The 18,464-nt window shown below is 36.8% G+C and carries 12 protein-coding genes and 1 pseudogene; 6 read left to right on the plus strand and 7 right to left on the minus strand.

The window, feature by feature from the left end:
* Positions 1 to 2: 2 nt before the first annotated feature.
* Positions 3 to 230 carry a tyrosine-type recombinase/integrase gene (locus V179_RS31915; protein WP_051405168.1) on the plus strand — a complete coding sequence of 76 codons (228 nt, stop codon included), beginning with the start codon at positions 3 to 5 and terminating at the stop codon, positions 228 to 230.
* A 519-nt stretch (positions 231 to 749) separates the two neighbouring features.
* On the opposite strand, the gene V179_RS0126580 is transcribed toward V179_RS31915, so the two are convergent.
* From V179_RS0126580 to V179_RS0126590, 3 genes are all read right to left on the minus strand, one after another.
* Positions 750 to 2,123, minus strand: a complete 1,374-nt coding sequence (locus tag V179_RS0126580; protein WP_028394128.1) for a D-serine ammonia-lyase — start codon at positions 2,121 to 2,123, stop codon at positions 750 to 752.
* 47 nt (positions 2,124 to 2,170) lie between these two features.
* Positions 2,171 to 3,520, minus strand: coding sequence for a GntT/GntP/DsdX family permease (locus V179_RS0126585; protein WP_235179282.1), 1,350 nt, complete (start codon positions 3,518 to 3,520; stop codon positions 2,171 to 2,173).
* Positions 3,521 to 3,763: 243 nt separating this feature from the next.
* Positions 3,764 to 4,138 carry a RidA family protein gene (locus V179_RS0126590; RefSeq protein WP_028394130.1) on the minus strand — a complete coding sequence of 125 codons (375 nt, stop codon included), beginning with the start codon at positions 4,136 to 4,138 and terminating at the stop codon, positions 3,764 to 3,766.
* Positions 4,139 to 4,372: 234 nt separating this feature from the next.
* Here V179_RS0126590 and V179_RS0126595 point away from each other — a divergent pair, with 234 nt between their 5' ends.
* Positions 4,373 to 5,065: a helix-turn-helix transcriptional regulator gene (locus tag V179_RS0126595; protein WP_235179283.1), complete on the plus strand. Its 693-nt coding sequence runs from the start codon at positions 4,373 to 4,375 to the stop codon at positions 5,063 to 5,065.
* Between the two features lie 1,079 nt (positions 5,066 to 6,144).
* On the plus strand, positions 6,145 to 6,519 hold the full coding sequence (locus V179_RS32620; protein WP_152534837.1) for a transposase: 375 nt from the start codon (positions 6,145 to 6,147) through the stop codon (positions 6,517 to 6,519).
* On the opposite strand, the gene V179_RS0126605 is transcribed toward V179_RS32620, so the two are convergent.
* On the minus strand, positions 6,400 to 7,152 hold the full coding sequence (locus V179_RS0126605; protein WP_028394132.1) for an SDR family NAD(P)-dependent oxidoreductase: 753 nt from the start codon (positions 7,150 to 7,152) through the stop codon (positions 6,400 to 6,402). The genes V179_RS32620 and V179_RS0126605 overlap by 120 nt on opposite strands.
* Positions 7,153 to 7,200: 48 nt before the next feature.
* Positions 7,201 to 8,478 carry an MFS transporter gene (locus tag V179_RS0126610; RefSeq protein ID WP_028394133.1) on the minus strand — a complete coding sequence of 426 codons (1,278 nt, stop codon included), beginning with the start codon at positions 8,476 to 8,478 and terminating at the stop codon, positions 7,201 to 7,203.
* 528 nt (positions 8,479 to 9,006) lie between these two features.
* On the opposite strand from V179_RS0126610, the gene V179_RS29460 reads away from it, so the two are divergent.
* Positions 9,007 to 10,476: a LuxR C-terminal-related transcriptional regulator gene (locus V179_RS29460; RefSeq protein WP_051405169.1), complete on the plus strand. Its 1,470-nt coding sequence runs from the start codon at positions 9,007 to 9,009 to the stop codon at positions 10,474 to 10,476.
* Between the two features lie 121 nt (positions 10,477 to 10,597).
* On the opposite strand, the gene V179_RS0126620 is transcribed toward V179_RS29460, so the two are convergent.
* Positions 10,598 to 11,341, minus strand: coding sequence for an SDR family NAD(P)-dependent oxidoreductase (locus V179_RS0126620; RefSeq protein ID WP_028394134.1), 744 nt, complete (start codon positions 11,339 to 11,341; stop codon positions 10,598 to 10,600).
* Positions 11,342 to 11,567: 226 nt separating this feature from the next.
* Between V179_RS0126620 and V179_RS30445 the strand changes: the two genes are divergently transcribed.
* Both V179_RS30445 and V179_RS30450 read left to right on the plus strand, forming a co-directional pair.
* Entirely contained in the window at positions 11,568 to 11,696 is a 129-nt protein-coding gene (locus V179_RS30445) for a LuxR C-terminal-related transcriptional regulator (RefSeq protein WP_084552511.1), read from the plus strand.
* A 300-nt stretch (positions 11,697 to 11,996) separates the two neighbouring features.
* A pseudogene (locus V179_RS30450) lies at positions 11,997 to 12,254 on the plus strand (tyrosine-type recombinase/integrase); the annotation flags it as partial.
* 359 nt (positions 12,255 to 12,613) lie between these two features.
* On the opposite strand, the gene V179_RS28975 reads toward V179_RS30450, so the two are convergent.
* Entirely contained in the window at positions 12,614 to 18,319 is a 5,706-nt protein-coding gene (locus V179_RS28975; protein WP_084552513.1) for an Ig-like domain-containing protein, read from the minus strand.
* Positions 18,320 to 18,464 lie beyond the last annotated feature (145 nt).

Consider the following 18,464-nt stretch of genomic DNA (forward strand, 5'->3'; position numbering starts at 1 on the left):
GAATGAAAAGGCTGCTAAAACTTGCTGGATTAAATATTGAAATTACTCCTCACTCATTACGCCATACTCATACCTCTCTTTTAGCTGAGGCAGGAGTAAGTCTTCCACAAATTACGGAGAGACTAGGACATAAGGATGAGGACACGGCTAAAAATGTTTATTTATATGTAACAAAAGAGATGAAAAAAGAGGCTTCCCAAAAGTTCAAGGAACTCATGGAAAACCTCTAATTTAGACCCTTTTGTTACCCTTCGGTTATTTCAAGAGTATATAAAGGTCTATAACGCCCGTTTTTACCGGGGTCCATGGAGCGTTATTACATCTTGCCGCCCGTAAGATAAGAGTGTGTAATATCTTGAACGATGAGTGCAGAAAGTGCGGTACATCAAGGTTTTTGCAAATCAGAAGTGTTACATCTTTAACACGGATTTACCGTTTTTAGAAGGATTTGCGTTAGCAAAATGTTAGCATTTTGCTAACGTAAATCCTTTAAAAATATCAATAAAACAGTATTTTCCAAGGAAGATCATTCTCGTTTATTCCGAGATTATTTACATATAATTTAAGTAATTACAAATTACTTAGTTAGAATTCGTAAAATTTGAAAATTAGAGTAATTTTAAGAATATGCGAGATAATAAACCTTTTGATGTGTCAAACTTAGCCAGAATAGTCTAATATTTATTTTAAATATATATAGAAACTATCTCTTACTATTTTGAGATAGTTTCTTTTTTACAAATGAACTTTTAATTATTCAGGGTAGCAGATGCCTCTTTTCCCTTTTTATAATATGTTTCCATTACATCTTTTGGAACCATACTACCTCCTGTTGCCCAAGCGATATGTGAAGCATTTTTTATTTTATTTTTTAAGCTGTTATTCTCTATATACCTTTGTCCAGCTTCATCTCTGAATAATTGAATTGGACCATGGATTCCAGCTAATGCAGAAGGTTCTAATTGAATATTTTCTGAGTCGGATAACATACTTAATAGTATATATAACTCCTCATCTTTTACAGTATATGATCCACTCATTAGGTTTTCTAATGTTTTCCCTACGAAACCTGAAGCCCTACCAACAGCGAGTCCATCTGCATCAGTAATGTTATCGATTCCAAAATCTTGTACCGATACTTTATCATGCATACCTGTCATTAATCCTATAACCATACATGGAGAATGTGTTGGTTCAGCAAAGAAGCAATGTACATTATCCTTGAAAACTAACTTTAGCCCAAATGCTACTCCACCAGGTCCGCCACCAACTCCACATGGAAGATAAACAAATAATGGATGATCCTCATCAACAACTACATTCATTTCTTCTAATTGCCTTTTTAATCTATCAGCTGCTACAGCGTATCCTAAGAATAAGTTAGTCGAATTTTCATCATCAACAAAGTACATGTTTGGATCTGCTTCTGCTTGTTTTCTACCTTCCTCTACTGCCTTACTATAATCTGATTCGTACTCAATTACTGTAACACCCTTGCTTCTAAGGAGGTCTTTCTTCCATTGTTTTGCGTCAGCTGACATATGAACATAAACCTTGAACCCTAATTGTGCACTCATTATTCCGATACTAAGGCCTAGGTTTCCAGTTGATCCCACTGCAATTGAATACTTAGAGAAAAACTCTCTAAATTTATCACTATCGATGTTTGAATAATCATCTTTTATTGTTAGCATGTTATTCTCAATAGCTAAATCTTCTGCATGTTTTAAAACCTCATAAATACCGCCTCTTGCCTTAATTGACCCAGAGATAGCAAGATGACTATCACATTTGAGCAATAATTGACCTAAGATTTCTTGATTATATGTTTCTTCCATTTTACTTTGCATAGTAGGAATTGGAACAATAGGTGATTCAATAATTCCATTTGTTTTTTCTGTTTCTGGGAAAACCTTAGCAATATATGGAGCAAATCTATTTAATCTTTCTTCTGCATCTCTTACATCCTTCTCTGATAAAGAGATCTTTTTAGTAGCATCTGCAAACTTTTCATATTTAGAATTTGTCCAAAGCACTTCGTCAGTTGAAATAATCTTGCTCATTAGAGGATACTGCTCTTCCCATTCCTTTATAGTTTTTCCTTGAATTATCTTATTTTCCATTCCAACTCATCTTCCTTCCATAATTTATTTTTCTTATTCATAATTTTTTATATAAATTGTGCTAAAAGTAATACCCCTCCAAGGGCAACAACCGATGCAAGAACAGTTGCAGCAGTGAAGCTCTTAAACGCATCTGGTAATGATAATCCCAAATATTCTTTTACAAGCCAGAAAGCAGAATCGTTAACATGACACCATCCAATAGCTCCAGCACCAATAGCGAGAACTGCAATTTCTGGACTCAAAGTTGGATAAGCGGCCAACAATGGACCTATTATTCCCGCAGCACTAAGCATGGCTACCGTAACGGATCCAATAGCAAGGTGTAAAATTGCTGCTACTAGCCAAGCCAAAATAATTGGGTTCATATCTAATGATTGCATAATATTAGATAACTCTGTACCTAACCCACTATCAACCAAAAACGCATTATAAGCACCGCCACCACCAATGATCAACAAAATGGATGCAATTGACTTAAATCCTTCCTCAGTATGAGATAATAGTTCTTTCATCTTTAGACCACGAGAAAGTCCTAATGTGTAATAAGCTACAAATACTGAAATAAGTAAAGCGATAATTGGATTACCTAAAAATCTAACAAGATTGTAAGAAAAAGAACCTTCTGTAAGATATAAATCACTTGCTGTTTTTCCTACCATAATGAATAAAGGTAGAAGAATAGTGAATAAAGTAATTCCAAACCCAGGAAGCTTCTCATCTGGCGTTGGGGCTTTTACTTCTAATTCATTAAATGCTTCGGTCCTACATTTACCACTAATGAACTTAGCAAAGATTGGCCCAGCAATGATTGCAGTAGGTGTTCCTATAAGAAGTGCATATAAAATAACTTTCCCAACATCGGCTCCCAACATTTCGGTAACAGCAAATGCTGCCGGATGTGGAGGTACCATGGCGTGTACAACCATCAGAGATATTGCCAAAGGAACTCCAACTCTTATAAGCGACATCTTAGCTTGTCTCGCAACGATGAAAATTATTGGAAAAAGTAAAACAAAACCTACTTCAAAAAATACTGGAATTCCAGCAATTAAGCCTATAAGTGTCATAACCCAAGGCGCACGTTTTTCTCCCATAGCATTTAGCATTGTTCGTGCCAAGCGCTCAGCACCACCAGATATCTCTAACATCTTACCTAAGATCGTTCCAAAACCGATTACAACAGCTAGTGATCCCAGCGTTCCACCTACTCCACTTTCAATGGAAGTAACAATATCAGTTAGGGGCATACCTGTAGCTAATCCAATAAAGATCCCTGCCAGAACTAAAGAAATAAATGGATGGACTTTAAGTTTAAGTATAAGAAAAATAAGTATTACAATAGATAAAAATAATACCAGCATCATCATTGCACCTGATTGCATTTTTGTATTCATTCCTTTCGTTTCGCTCAAGGACAAAACGTTATTAAATACGTATGCCTTAAGCGAGATTTTGGAGTTACATTTATCAACATGCAGGCATGTAAATGCTTACATTCATCAATATATAAACATGTAAATGCTTACATTTTAAACCAATATATAACCTATATTTTATTTCGAAAGGGCTTTCAAAATTTAAAAGGGTTCAAGCTAATACATTTTCTCTAAACAAAAGATTACAAGATTCATAGTAAATTATTTTATCGCAATGGCATCAATTTCTACTCTTACATCCTTTGGTAATCTAGCAACTTCTACAGCTACTCTAGCGGGATACGGGTCTTGGAAGAAATCCCCATACACTTCGTTCATTGCGCCAAACTCATTCATATCTTTTAAATAGACGGTTACCTTCACAACGTCATCTAAACTATAGTTGCCGCTCTCCAATATGAATTTAATATTCTTTAGTGACTGTTTCGTTTGTTCAGTTACACCTTCTGGGATCGTATTGTCTTCGGCGTTCACTGGTAATTGTCCTGAAACAAACGCAATCCCTTTGCTTACAACACATTGAGAATAGGGTCCTATAGCACTTGGTGCGTTTGTTGTATTGATTATTTCCTTCATGTTTTCACCGCCTTAGTTGTTATGACTTTATTTTATTTCGTGTCTTGTTATTCGTCAATAATAATTTATTATCACTTTGATATTTTTTTATTAACAAGTAGAATTTTTATTACAATAGTGAATTATTACATGGTATTATATGGTTGATACCTATAAATATATCAATATCATCACTCAAGCTTAATGATAGATTCTACCAAATATAGAAGGGACGTATCCTATATGAGCAAAATTATGGATTATTACAAAGAATTAGTTGGATTTTTAGGATTGGTGGTGGGTGAAAACTGCGAAATCGCCCTGCAGGATGTAAGTGATGAAAAAGATTGCATTGTTGCAATTGCGAACGGTCATATTAGCGGCAGGAAAGTAGGGTCTCCCTTAACAGATCTTGCTCTTAAGTTTATCAAAAGCGAAGTATGGAAAGAAAAGGATTATGTTTATAATTATAAGGGTAAAACGAAGAATAATAAGATATTAAATTCTTCCACTTTTTTTATAAAAGAAAAAGGGAATTTATTAGGAATGCTTTGTATTAATATCGACAATTCTAAACTTATTGACTTAAGCCAGGAAATTCTTCGTTTAGGTTTTGGCGGCGGTTTAAAATTACAGTCAGAAGCTCCTACAGACTTCAGTACCGTTCAACTTTCACTTGATACCGCCCCTACCGAAACGGAAAACTTCTTTGAAAATCCGGAAGACATCGTGGATTCTGTTATCAAAGAGTTTTATGAAGAAAAACAAATTCCAACCGAGCGCCTAACACAAAAGGAAAAGATAGAGTTAATTGAAAAGCTTGAAAGTACAGGTATCTTTAAGATCAAAGGTTCTATCAGCCAAATTGCTGATAAATTGATGGTATCTGAGGCAAGTGTGTATCGATATCGTTCGAAACTGCAGAAGATGAAGCAGGGGGTGAACTGAACATTATTTGAAAATATAGGAGGTGAATCGGGAAATGGGGCAGGTTACTGACTCTTTGTTACAGAGAGTAGGGGGGCATTTCCATGGCCCCCTACTCATCAATTCGCACGTGCCCTCTAAAGGCATTCGGGCTTACCATCATGTTACATTGAATACCTTTATTTACCTTGAACAATGTTTTCTACAGTAGGGTACGAACGGTTTAGTTGACGGGGTCAAGCCCCACGGGCAGTTACTTTCTTCCATGGCTACTGATATAATATAACCATATAAATATGGTACAATTATAATCCGCATAGAAATTGGCTCCGACGTGCATGTTGTACCTAAAGCTAATATGGAAATTATTTCTAAATAATCGAATTTACCCCTAGGGTTCCAGGAAATTCTTTAATAATGCTCTCTTTTCTTTTTTAATCTTCAATTGTACAATTATTAAATTCTTGAACAAGTTTATGGACACGGATATTTTTCATTCTTAGTTCATCAGTACCCCGTTGATAATGAATTTTCCCTTTATCTCCTATATATAATCTCCTTTACCATTTACTTCTAACATACAACACTATCTTCAAGAGACCTGCTTGTTAGTTTAAGTTACAAACATTTACAATCTATAAGTCTTCCCAGAAGTTTGCTCAACTTATGAGAAGCTTCTTTTTAAATCCTTTATGTTAGCAAAATGTGAGTATTTCACTCTCATCTTACTCAGAAACCCTTATATATCAAGGGGTGAAGCGGCTTATTACATCATGCCGCCCCTAAGGTGAGAGTGTGTAATTTCTTTTACATGGTGTGCTAAAAGTGCGGTATATCAAGGTTTTGCTAATTTCTGTCTGTGGCATCTTTAACGTATACTTATGTTATTGTAGCTCTTACTACTATCAATAAAATAAAACACTTCTTATTTGTTCAATTTGGTATTTTCTATTAGAAAATACCAAATTAAAAAGAATAAGTCCGGTTATGAGCAAAGCTTTAAGAAATACGAATCCGAAGATTGTACAGATTGCCCATTGAAAGTACAATACATGAAAGCGAAGGCAAAAACAGCCCTTGAATGAGAAGAAAAAGCCAACATCCACGCTCAACGCATAGTCGAAGTAGAAAGTGCGTTCCGTCACATCAAGGGCAATCGGTCGTTCCGTAGATTTTCTCTGTGGGGACTCGACAAGGTGCATGTCGAGTTCGGAATTATAGCTTTGGCCCACAACATACAAAAGCAGGTGGAGAAAAACGACTGTTTTTTCTCCACCTGCTTTATTTTTAGGACTTATCGAACAGCCCCTTCTTTAGCTATAAAGGGAGTATTCACGTCAAGAAATCGTCTCGAATTATCTTGCAGTAGCTCCACCATCAATAACGAACTCTGCCCCAGTTGTGAAAGAAGATTCATCAGATGCAAGGAATACAACTGTATGTGCAACTTCTTCGGTATTGCCCATTCTTCCTAGTGGATAAGCGCTATTTAATTCCTCTGTCGTACGTCCAGTTGCTTCTGAAGCATAGTCTGTCATTGCAGTTTCAATAAATCCTGGATGAATAGAGTTTACACGCACACCTTTGCCAGCGAATTCAATAGCCGCATCTTTTGACATGATGCGAACAGCACCTTTACTTGCCCCGTAAAGAGCATGTCCAGGAGCTCCAAATAAACCAGCAATTGATGAAGCATTAATTATAGAACCTTTCTTTTGTTCTACCATCACAGGGATCACATGCTTCATACCAAGGAAAACTCCTGTTACATTAATAGACATTAAACGATTCCATTCATCTAATTCTATTTCAGTAAGAGGTTTGATGATATAGATTCCTGCGTTATTAAATAATACATCGATTTTATTGAAATGGCTTCTTGTTTCACTAACAACCTTTTTCCAATCGTCTTCATCACTTACGTTATGTTGTATGAAAATGGCTTCAGCACCCATTGCTTGAATCTCTTGAGCAGTGTTCATAGCCGCCTCTTTATTAATATCAGTAATGACTACCTTTGCCCCTTCTTTCGCAAATTTTAATGCGGTCTCCTTACCAATTCCAGTTCCTCCACCAGTAATAATTGCAACTTTGTCTTGTAATCTCATAATAAACTCTTCCTCTCTTTAATTAGATGTCTTTATCAAAAAATAGAATTAAGCATGCTTTTTTACATCCGGTTTAACAAACAACAAGAATAATATTGAACATAATAGGATTGTACCTGACACTACTAAAATGGAATTATTATATCCTTGAATAATATTTTCTTTTGATAAGCCGATAAGAAATCCAGTAGCTACAGGAGCTATCATTCCACCTACATTTTGAAATGACATTAAAATACTTGCCATAAGTCCACTTCGCTCCGGTACTAGCCTCATCATAATTTGTGGCCCAATTGCAAAGTTTGCACCCGTTAAACCGTATGCTAAACCAAATGCAATGACATTCCAAACAGGATTTTGTATAAACACCACACTAGCAACCAACAGACTGCCAATAACGGCTGCTACACCAATCACAATGACACGGGATAAACGCCAATTTTGTGTTTTTGCTAGCACTTTGTCAGAAACCATCGACACTAGAAAAATTATTGCAGCGGAACTTATTCCAATTATTGAAACAGAAACTCCCATCTGACTAGAAGTCAGACCTGTTACTTTAGTTAAATAGTTCGGCATCCAGATTGCCGTCCATACGACAAATATAAAAGTAGAGAAGGCCAGAAATAATGTGAAAATAGAAGTTGGTGAAAAAATGGCCTTTACTACTTCTTTACCACTTTTCTTTTGGACACTATTTGCAACTGGATTTTTTGTTGCTGCCTTTTGCTCTATACTAGAAGGGCTTTCTTTTGTAGTAAACATAAATAGGAGAACCCAAATTACACTTACTCCTCCAAATACAGCAAAAGCAACTTTCCAGCCAAATGTTGTAAGTCCAATGATTACAGGCGCTAAAACTAACCCTCCTGCTGTTGCTCCTAAAGTAAATAAAGAGCTTGCGACTCCGCGTTTTTCAGCGGGGAACCACTTATTGATATGACTCATTGCAACTGGACCAAATGGACCTTGAAAGATTCCTAATAGGACTCTATATAGAATCAGCGCACTAAATCCATTAATTGCTAGAGCCCCAAATTGTATGATGCCCCACGATAGTATAAGAATGGAAAGTATTTTTTTCGTTCCAAACCGATCAGAAAGTGCAGCACCGATAATCCCAGAAATCGGAAACAACCAATAATAAGCACTTCCCACTAAGCCCCATTGGTTAGAATTCAAACCAAGATCATTCATAATTAAATCCGCTGAAAGGCCGATTATATTTTTTCCGGAGAAATTAATTAAATTTCCAAAAAACAAAAACGCAATGATACCCCAAAGAACCCAGCTGTATTTCTTACTCGAATTTAATGCCTTTTCCATCTATATTTCCATCTCCCTAAAAACATTATCCATCAAGTTAACCTCTTCCTATACTCCATCTCCCTAAAAATATTATTCATAAAGCTAACCTCATATTGGGAATAATAGTAACAAATCTTTCAATTAGAATATGGATTCACTCCAATTTCTTCTATTAAAGTCATTTGATAAAGGGCTTACAATATTTTGATTGGGCTCCATCGCATATTGTTCACATGTCAAAGCATGTTGCCTTATAATAGAAATAGGGCATCTCACCCACCCGCTAAGGCCTATCTGGTATTTGCCATACAGAAATAGGGGAGATCTCCATACTTTTCATGTTTAGAACCACTAGTCCCAAGGTCTTTAATCGATGAAATTTTGCTCAAGAGTGATTCCGTGAATTGAAAGTCGTCACAAATTGTTCACATTTATTATGTTACAATATCACAGCCACCTAGAACTATCCTATATATTAAGGGTTAATCCTTATTTCACACCCTCAATATATAGGTAATTTATCCGTTAAAGGAGATACTTTATTCAATGCGACCTGATTTATTTCCCTATAACGATATATCATTTGAGGAATTTAAAATCTTTCTAAAAAAAAATAAAACCCAACTTCAAATGAGTATTAATGTGCAAATAAGATTAGAATTAAATCTATCCAAAGAAGAACAATCTATTATTGAGTTTCTTGCAAGTTCATTTTTGCAAATTTTAACTGAACCAAATGAAAACAAAGCCCAAATCGACTTAGATACCCTTTTAAAGACTTGGATACAAACGTACTCAATGATTTTGAATCATCATTTTTTATACCTATTACACCTTATTCTGGAAAAGTCTTTTGCAAATTTATTAAAAAATTCTGCAGACGTAAAGGCTTATTCCTATATGTTTTACTTACCTATTATTGCTACAAAAATTTCTAACCTATTTTCTAATTGGAAGAATGCTATTAAAACTTCAGATGATTTTCATTCCCATTCTTCACAGAGCTTGTTACTTTCATATTTGGAATTATTTCCAATTCAACAACTTTTTCTTGTTCAGCATCATAATATAACTAGCCCTGTCATATTGGGTTGGGTAAGAACAGAACAAGAAACGATCCGAAGAATTCCTTTTTATCCGCTTTTAGATACAAACAATGCTCAATTTAACGAGTTATCTGAGCATTCACTAGCTTTAAATGTTGGTGAAACTAGCATATATCTATACCCGAAAACAACATTAGATAAGGAACAAGAAGAAACAATCAGAAATTATCTGTTACGTTTTAATGTTTTCGCTAGTAATAATGCACAATATGAAAAAACTTTACTAAATAAACTTAAAATTCTAGATGAATTTAATAAAGTACTCATAAGCTACTCTGGAAGCAATGACTTCATAAAAATAATAAAGGAATGCGAAAGGCTGCTTAACTATAAAAGATGTGTTTTCTATGCATATATCCCTTGGTCAAATGAGTTTAAAGGTGTTATTGGTGAAGAATTATCAAAGGTTCAAAAAACACAAGGATACGTATATCCGAATCAGTTGTTTCATACCATGCTAATTACAAGAAAGCCAATATTTATTAAAAACCCCGTACATACGGTAAAAGATGAGACGATTCAGTTATTCAATCTATCTTCACTCATTGTTGCTCCAATATGTCATTATAAAGAAGTTCTCGGTTGGGTGACTTTAGATCAGGTGGGAAAAGAGTTTGATTGTACGCAAGAGGATTTACAACTTATAGAGGAAGTTTGCAACAGAATAGGATTATTTCTAAAGAATTTCGATCATAATGTATCACCAAGTAATAATATCGAATTAACTGATCGCGAGTTAAGTGTATTAACTCTCCTAGCAGATGGATACGATAATAAGAAAATGGGAGAGTTCCTTCATCTAAGCGAGCATACAATTAGAGACTACATAAGTAGTCTTATGTTAAAGTTAAAAGCTAAAAATCGTACCCAAGTTGTATCATCTGGGTTCCGCCTAGGATTGTTAACCTAAAGCCATTAATACCGTATACACGCAAAAGGGCAGCCACTCATTAGTGATCTGCCCTTTTTAATAGAAGTTGTGTGACACATGTTTCGGAATTTGCACAACTCTTCCATTTCCCTGTTTTATCTTATTGAGCAGTATAACCTCCATCTATCATTAGAGAACTACCTGTGACAAAGTCATTTTCACTCAAGAATATTATTGCGTGTGCAATTTCATCGGATCTTCCAAGTCTTCCAATCGGGTGTTTCGCAACTAGCTCATCATAGGCTTCACCTAGTGCTTCTTTGTTAACCAAGCCACTTTCAACATAACCTGGGCAAACAGCATTTACTCTAATGTTATGTTTTGCGTACTCAAGAGCAACAGATTTAGTCATAATATTAACTGCCCCTTTACTTGCATTATAAGCAAACACTCCTGATTTTCCAACGTGCCCTAACATAGAAGCTGTATTCACAATGGAACCGCCACCCGTTTTTAACATTTCACGAATTGCATATTTCATCCCAAAAAATACACCGTCTTGGTTAATTCGAATAACTCTATCATAATCTTCGAATGATAATTCGTGAGTAGAGGCCTTTACCGCTACTCCAGCGTTATTCACCAATACATCAACTTGACCATAATGTTTAACCGTTTCAGAAACTAGGTTTTCTACAGATTTTTCATCGCCAACATCGACCTTCACGAACAAAACATCTGCACCTGTAGCTTTCAATTCTTGCTCAACATCTTTACCGCCTTGTTCGTTATAATCAGCGATCACCACTTTAACCCCTTTAGCTACAAAAGCCTTCACAGTAGATAATCCGATACCAGAAGCACCACCTGTTACAATTGCAACTTTGTCACTTAAATTTGTCATATGTAATTCCCCCTTTGATTATGCAAAACATTAATATATTTTGTTTGCGCTAAAACTTTGTCCTCATTTTAAAAATTTACTCAAGAGTGATTCCGCATTTTGAAAAGTGTCACAAATTCTTCATATTTTTAATTTTACAATTTCACAGTAGCTAGAACTATCCTTTATATTGATGGTTAATCCTTATTTCACATCCTCAATATATAGGTAATTCGATAATAAAAAAATGGGGAAGTTCCTCCATCTAAGCGAGCATACAGTTAGAGACTACATAAGTAGTCTTATGTTAAAGTTAAAAGCTAAAAATCGTACCCAAGTTGTGTCATCTGGGTTCCATCTAGGATTGCTAACTTAATTTCTAAGCAATACACTTTATCATAATTAATATTAAATAAAGCGCCTGGTTCTCCTTCAAAGAGTGGTGACAGCGTACTATTATTACGAACATTGGTACGCTTTCCAACTCGTAAAGCCATTGATGCCGGGCAAGCAAAAGGGCAGATCACTCATGAGTGATCTGCCCTTTTTGTTCAGTAAAAATAATCTCCTGCTACCCTACTCCGCCTCCTACGTCTCTAATTTCAAACTTAAATCAAAGTATTACCAAGACGTATTACAATCCTATTAATTATACAGAAAAGTATATGTGAGTCCCGCCGAAAACCGAAAGAAGAGGCTACTTACTATCGCTGAACTAAATACAGACTTAACTCCACACTCTTTGAGATATACCCATACCTCTCTCTTAGCAGAGGCTGGTGTCTCACTTGAACAAATCATGGACAGACTTGGCCATTCCGATGATCAAATCACTAAAAATGTCTATCTCCATGTTACCCAAAAAATGAACAAAGAAGCTTCCCACAAGTTTATTCAACTTATGAGAAGCTTCCTTTATAATCCTCAATGCTAGTAAAGTGTTAGCATTTCACTCTCACCCTACTAACAAATCCTTATAAATCAAAGGTTTGAGAGGCAGATCACATCATGCCGCCCGTAAGATGAGAGTATGTAATATCTTTAACTCCAGGTGAGAAAAGTGCGGTATAGCGGGATTTTGCTAAATTCTGTCCGTAACATCTTTAACGGAAATATATCGTTTTTCATTAGATTGCGTTAGCAAAATGTTAGCAGTCACTATAAGTCCCTCTATATTTCGGTAGAAAGAAACCAGAGCAGTGAAAGTGGGTTAGTCGATTTTTCCGCACAAAAAGGCTCAAAAGCTTTCAGCTTTTGAGCCTTTTCTTGATAGACTGCCTAATTTCATTTGCCTTATTTTTTTACATTTACTGTTGTAACTGAGCTTATATTACCAGCCTGATCCTCCGCGTAGACAGAAAGATCATTCTTGGCCTCTTGCTTAGCAATTTCAACTGAGAATTGGCCTTTTTTATCTGCTACGGCGCTGCCTAGTATTTTGTTGCCATCTTTCACCACAACGATCGTACCAGCTTCTGCTTCACCTGTTACCTTTGTCGTATCAGCAGTTATTTTATCCACTTTAGGTTTTTTTGGTGCTGTTTTATCAATCGTAAATTGTATTGTCGTTACATTTCCTGCTTCGTCTGTTACCACTAATGTATAACTTCCTTCTGCAGTGACCTTCGTTCCGCTTGCAAACTTTTTACCATCTAATTTTGCTGTACCTTCATTAAAAGTAATCGTGACATTATAATTATAGAAACGATTGTTTTCTACTCCACTAACAATAGGTGCTGTTGTGTCTGATTCTGTTGGATCAGACCCTGATGCTTGAGTACCTATTAATTCTCTAGTATCTCTTACACGAATCCGCGTTCCTTGGGCAAATTCACCTGAAAGTCCAACGGCTTCTAACGTGTCACCTTTTGCAAGAGCGGGTACAGGGACATTACTTTGGTTCACAATGTAGCCATCTGTAAACACTAACACATCTCCAGAACCATCATTGATAACATAAGAATTTTCATCAAACTTCGATACTACCGTTCCTTTTACCTTCACAAGAAGTCCTTGGTTGACAGCAGATGTTGCTTCACCAGTTGGAACTACTTTTGGTTCAAGAGGTTTACCAGTACCGATTTTAATAACATCTTTAGAGAAACTTGTAAACTCTAATTCTTTGTTATGATCAAACGTCTTGATATGTCCATAAACACGAACTTTATCACCTGGTTTCAAAGACCCATCTGGAACTTCTTGGAATGCCATGATACCGCCAGTTTCATCCTGTAAATTGAAGGCATCGAAGAATACTCCTGCTCCAGTAGTAACCGTACCTTCCACAACAACATCTGTATCATCCGCTAGTTTTCTAACATCTTCAATCTTAGAAACCTTAACTTCACGATGCGCTAACCAGTTTATCGCATTTATTGTAAGTTCATCATTTCCTTTAGGTTCAAAGGATTCATCCATTTGTTTGTCATTAAAGATGTTCATACCACTAACAATAATCCGCCCATTATTAATTTCCTCTGATGCGATTAACGGAATAGCTGATCCGCCCGTCTCATCGGAAACAGCATCATACGTATATCCATCTTTAATATTTCCTTGGTAGGTCGTTTCATTTCCTTTCGCAAGGATTGTAACCGTACCGCTTTCTGTTAGCGGCTGATTATTATCCCCAGACAAGCTCGTTCCGCTATAGTAATCGACAAACGATACGCGGTCCGTAATATAATTGGAAACTAATCCTGGATGGACTCTGACTGCATAAGGGCTTACCTTTGGATCACTCCAGAAGTTTCCGGCTTTACTATCATCAAATACCCCATCGTTGCCCATTCGGATAGCTGAGCCAATATCAGTTAGCAATCCATTATTAATAGTAGGGTTTGTACCGTTATTGCTTTTTCCAGCCATTAATAAGGAACCGCCATTTTTCACAAACTTCGCAACCGCAGCATTTTCAGCAGTTGAAAGGGCTGTTCTTGCATGAGTTAGCACTAATACTTTTACATCTTTTAACACTTCATCTGTCAGCGTTACTTTATTTTCTGTTACAGAGTACCCTTCTTTTTGAAGAAGAAGTGTAAAAGCTTTTAAGTTATCCTTATACGATCCACTGTCAGCACTTGTATTTTCGTTGCCGTGAGCAGCATCGATTAATACATTAATGCCCAGCGGCTCTTTAATTTTTACTGGCAACGAATATTTCACAGCACCAATATCCATGCCATCATTTGATGTGACAACAACAATTAACTGATGGTCACCTTTGATTGGGCTTGCCCATGTAGCTGTCGCTGTTGCTGAGCTCTTCGTTAAAATAGATGAAATGTTATTTGTTCCGATAAAATTATCAGATTTTACTTCATCGTAGTAGAAGTCTACTTTAAGATTTTTAATGGCTTCCGTACCGTTATTAGCAACCGTTGCCGTTAATTTAGAAGGGTTCCCGCCAATAATAACGCCACCATCAATATTAATATCGTTAACTTTTACATCGACAGATTCTTCTTTTGACCAGATTGGTGAAGAATAAATTCGTTCGCCATCCATTTGTGTAACTTTTACGACAAACCATTGCTGGCCGCCTTCTACCGTATAGGACGGGTTCCATGTGAAGTCTTTTTCCATAGGAGAAATTGAATCCACTACTTTTCCACCGTTTGAAATCAATTCTACTTTTGCAATTCGATCATCTGATTTATAAGAAGTCGGAAGATATTTATAGTCGCTATCATTATGTGCTTCAGCTACAAGGTCACTTCCTTTAATGTCAAACTTTAATGTTTTGCTATCCACTGTGGAACCCATATAGTATCCATTCGCTAAAACATCCAACGTGAAGTTTGGATCTTCTTCCATGTACACACGCATATTACGCATAGAATGAAGAAGTGATTCTTGTGAAAGATCGTCTGCAACAATAACAGTACGAGCATTTACTTGGCCCCAGGTTCCTTCATGATTGTCTTCACCATAAGTTGGAGCAACATGCCAGCCTAAATCTAATGCTGAGAAGAATTTACCTTCAGCATTTGCATATCCATAATGTCCAGAACCATTTCCAACTTCTAACATCGTAAATAATTTATCTACGTCTTTATTGTACGGTTTAAAGTTGTTAAAAGCATTTGCAGACATATCTGGATGGTTAAATTGACCAACTATGTCATCGTATGTCATTACCCATGCGTAATACTGACTTAAGTCTTGGTACTGCTTACCATTGATATTTCGGTCGATAAAATTATCTGGACCGAAGATGTTTGAGTGTCCCCATGTAGTAGAGGTCATTTCAAATGCTGGGAATACAACATAATCACTTTTTGTGTATTGTTTGGCAAGGTCTTTTGTTAATTGCCACTGATCACCACCAGTACGCTCCTGCATCCCATCACGGACTACAGTATCTGTACCCAGTTTTTCAGGGTCAATATCATGTGAATGGTCTGAGAATGCAAACCAATCGTAATGGTGGGCTTTACCTGCTTTTAAAGCATCCTCAGGTGTACCCGTACCATCATGTGAGATGTTAGTGTGGTTGTGTGTTGTACCACGGTAGTGATTTCCACCTGTAAAACGTGGAACGATTTCAAATGTCCATTGTTTCTCGCTTGCGTTACCTTTTACATCTTTTGCCGAAACCTTCACGGTGTGCGTTCCAAGTGAAAGTTCGTTTTCAGGTGTGTATTTTACCTGTGTTTTGCTAATAGATGCAGCTGGTGCTTTTAGCTCTTGGCCATCCAACCACATTTGTACTGTTTTGTCATCAACACCACTTGGGTCATTAATTAAAGCAGAAATTTCAGGTTGTGCACTTTCTACTTTTGTATCATTTTGTGGTGTCTCACCGCTAATTTCCGGACCAACTTTGTCCTCAATTACCGTTACTGCATATGGTGCTGCACTTGTTCCAGCTGTTTGTACCTGCTTTCCTGCTTTGGCTTCAATATAATAGTCAAAACCATCTTGAGGCACATTTGCTGCTTGCAATGTTCCTGTATAACGACCTTCACTGCCATTCATTGGTACCGGGGTATATTCAGTAACTCCAGCAGCTCGGTAATATGCAGTAACCGTTTCTGCACCATCTGCATTTGCTTCAAATTCTACAGCTGTGCCTTTGTAAACTTCTTTTAACGCTGAATGTGTAATACCTAGAATTGGAGCAATATCCTTCACATCACGAGGGTAAAGTTGGTACCCGTTAGTGGCAGACACATTTGTAGTATATTGGCCTAGTACACCTGTAACAGTATAACTTTTACCAATCACCAGGTCCGTATCAGGTTTAATACCTGTTGCTCCCATAACCCTTAATGTAGTTGCTTTCATATTTTCATCTACAAAAGTGACATTATAATTTACACCAGTTACTGCCACGGCAGAAACTTTACCTGTCACTGTTACAAGACTACCTTCAAGCGGCTCTGCCACTGCATAGTTAGATAATAAATCATTTATTGTTAGCGTTTTCGCATCTGGTATTGGATTACCTTCACTAACTTTTACAATAGAAGTAGCCTCTAGTTCTGTTAAACCATTGTAAACTAAAATTTTACCAGTAACGCGAACTTTATCACCTTTAAGTGTCTTAAATGGAGTTTCCAATGAACCAAAAATGTTGATGCCTGCTGTACCATCTTGAATATAGAAGTTTTGTTTTTGAGTTCCAAGAATTTGGTTATCAACAGTGGCAACACCTTCGATCGTGAAAGTCTTATTTAAGTTCACAGGCTGTCCCTTTGCATCAGACTCTCGGACGTCTTTAATTGTTGAAATGACAGACGTATCTGCTTTTGTAACGGAAACCGGGACGCTTTCTAACATGATTCCATTGCTACTGTTGGTAGTTTGAGTTACATATACTGTATCAGGAGCATTTTTAATCGTAATCGTAAAATCTCCTGCTGTACCTGCTTTTACTTCATTAGTAACTAAACTTTCCTTCACATTCGCTTGATTATTTGGATAGACATTAATCGTTGCATTTGCTGCAGCACTACCTGCATTACCAATTAATGTACCTACTCCACCAGTAACTACATAGCTTAATTTAGTTTGATCGACTGACGCACTTGCAGTTGCTAAGCTAATTTTAATTGCGGCACTTTCATCCAAGCCGTCTTGAATGGCTGAAACAAAAACAGATGTTAGTACTTGCTCATTTGCGAAATTGATAGTAAAAGACCCATCACTTTCGGCAGTCGCTGTCGCAAGCTTAGTTCCTTTAGATGCATCTCCATAAACATTAACAATTGAACCTGGTTCAACTGCATCAGCTGTACCATTAACAGTTATTGCAGTTCCTTGTTGTACAAATTGAATATTCATTCCTTTTGGTTGCAAGCTTGTAACTGGAACCATTGGAACTTCCGTTGGGCTTGCAGTGTTTCTTGGTGCAGCAACAGATCCTACATAAAAATCGGCTGCATTGTCATCTGTATCCCAAGCGTTCCCTTTTCCAAGAGATGGGTCAATGTTTGCATAAGGTCTGCGTTGGGCGCTATTTGTAGCTGATAAATTCTTGGTTGCTCCAGATCCTTCATACGAGTTTGCAGTAGAACCATAACCAACAAAATCAATTGCGCCAGTTGGTGTTGCTCCACTTTTGGCAGCTTGATCGTTAAATAAAGCCACTTTCCCTGCTCCCGCAGCCATAGCGATTGCGCCCGAAGCATCTGAAGTTGGAATATCACTACCGTTTGCACCACCTGCTTCCGAAATCAGATAATAGCCATGAGCCGGAATTGTGCCATCTAACGGAGTCACTGTCCATGATGTTCCAGCAGCGGATGCATACTGTACTGACCAATTTGCAAGGTCAATTGCTTGATCTGTAGGATTGTATAATTCGATAAAATCCTTATTGTAAGGAGCCCCCGAATTACCCCCTCCCCCAAATACTTGTGAAATTACAACATGATCAGCCTGCTCTGCATGAGCTTCACCTATTAAACTACTAGGCAAAAATGTGCTAATCAATAGAAACGCTGCTGTAGACATACTTGTCCAACGTCTGAACGTTCGATTTTTAATTACCATCCATTACCCACCCTTTTTTCGGAAATTTTGACATGTAATGCAGACAAGAAGATAATTTTGATCGTCCTTATCTTCATCCTACATTTTAGCCACTGCTTAAGTTTACAAAAATTTTAGTAAAATACTATTTATTTATCGTAAATTC

Origin of the sequence: Bacillus cihuensis, from assembly GCF_000504145.1 — a bacterium.
In the GTDB taxonomy this organism is placed as follows: domain Bacteria; phylum Bacillota; class Bacilli; order Bacillales; family DSM-1321; genus Peribacillus; species Peribacillus huizhouensis.

Coding starts and splice junctions, on each gene's coding strand:
- V179_RS31915 (WP_051405168.1), top strand. CDS start 3: ATGAAAAGGCTGCTAAAACTTGCTGGATTAAATATTGAAATTACTCCT.
- V179_RS0126580 (WP_028394128.1), bottom strand. CDS start 2,123: ATGGAAAATAAGATAATTCAAGGAAAAACTATAAAGGAATGGGAAGAG.
- V179_RS0126585 (WP_235179282.1), bottom strand. CDS start 3,520: ATGAATACAAAAATGCAATCAGGTGCAATGATGATGCTGGTATTATTT.
- V179_RS0126590 (WP_028394130.1), bottom strand. CDS start 4,138: ATGAAGGAAATAATCAATACAACAAACGCACCAAGTGCTATAGGACCC.
- V179_RS0126595 (WP_235179283.1), top strand. CDS start 4,373: ATGGATTATTACAAAGAATTAGTTGGATTTTTAGGATTGGTGGTGGGT.
- V179_RS0126605 (WP_028394132.1), bottom strand. CDS start 7,152: ATGAGATTACAAGACAAAGTTGCAATTATTACTGGTGGAGGAACTGGA.
- V179_RS0126610 (WP_028394133.1), bottom strand. CDS start 8,478: ATGGAAAAGGCATTAAATTCGAGTAAGAAATACAGCTGGGTTCTTTGG.
- V179_RS29460 (WP_051405169.1), top strand. CDS start 9,007: ATGCGACCTGATTTATTTCCCTATAACGATATATCATTTGAGGAATTT.
- V179_RS0126620 (WP_028394134.1), bottom strand. CDS start 11,341: ATGACAAATTTAAGTGACAAAGTTGCAATTGTAACAGGTGGTGCTTCT.
- V179_RS30445 (WP_084552511.1), top strand. CDS start 11,568: ATGGGGAAGTTCCTCCATCTAAGCGAGCATACAGTTAGAGACTACATA.
- V179_RS28975 (WP_084552513.1), bottom strand. CDS start 18,319: ATGGTAATTAAAAATCGAACGTTCAGACGTTGGACAAGTATGTCTACA.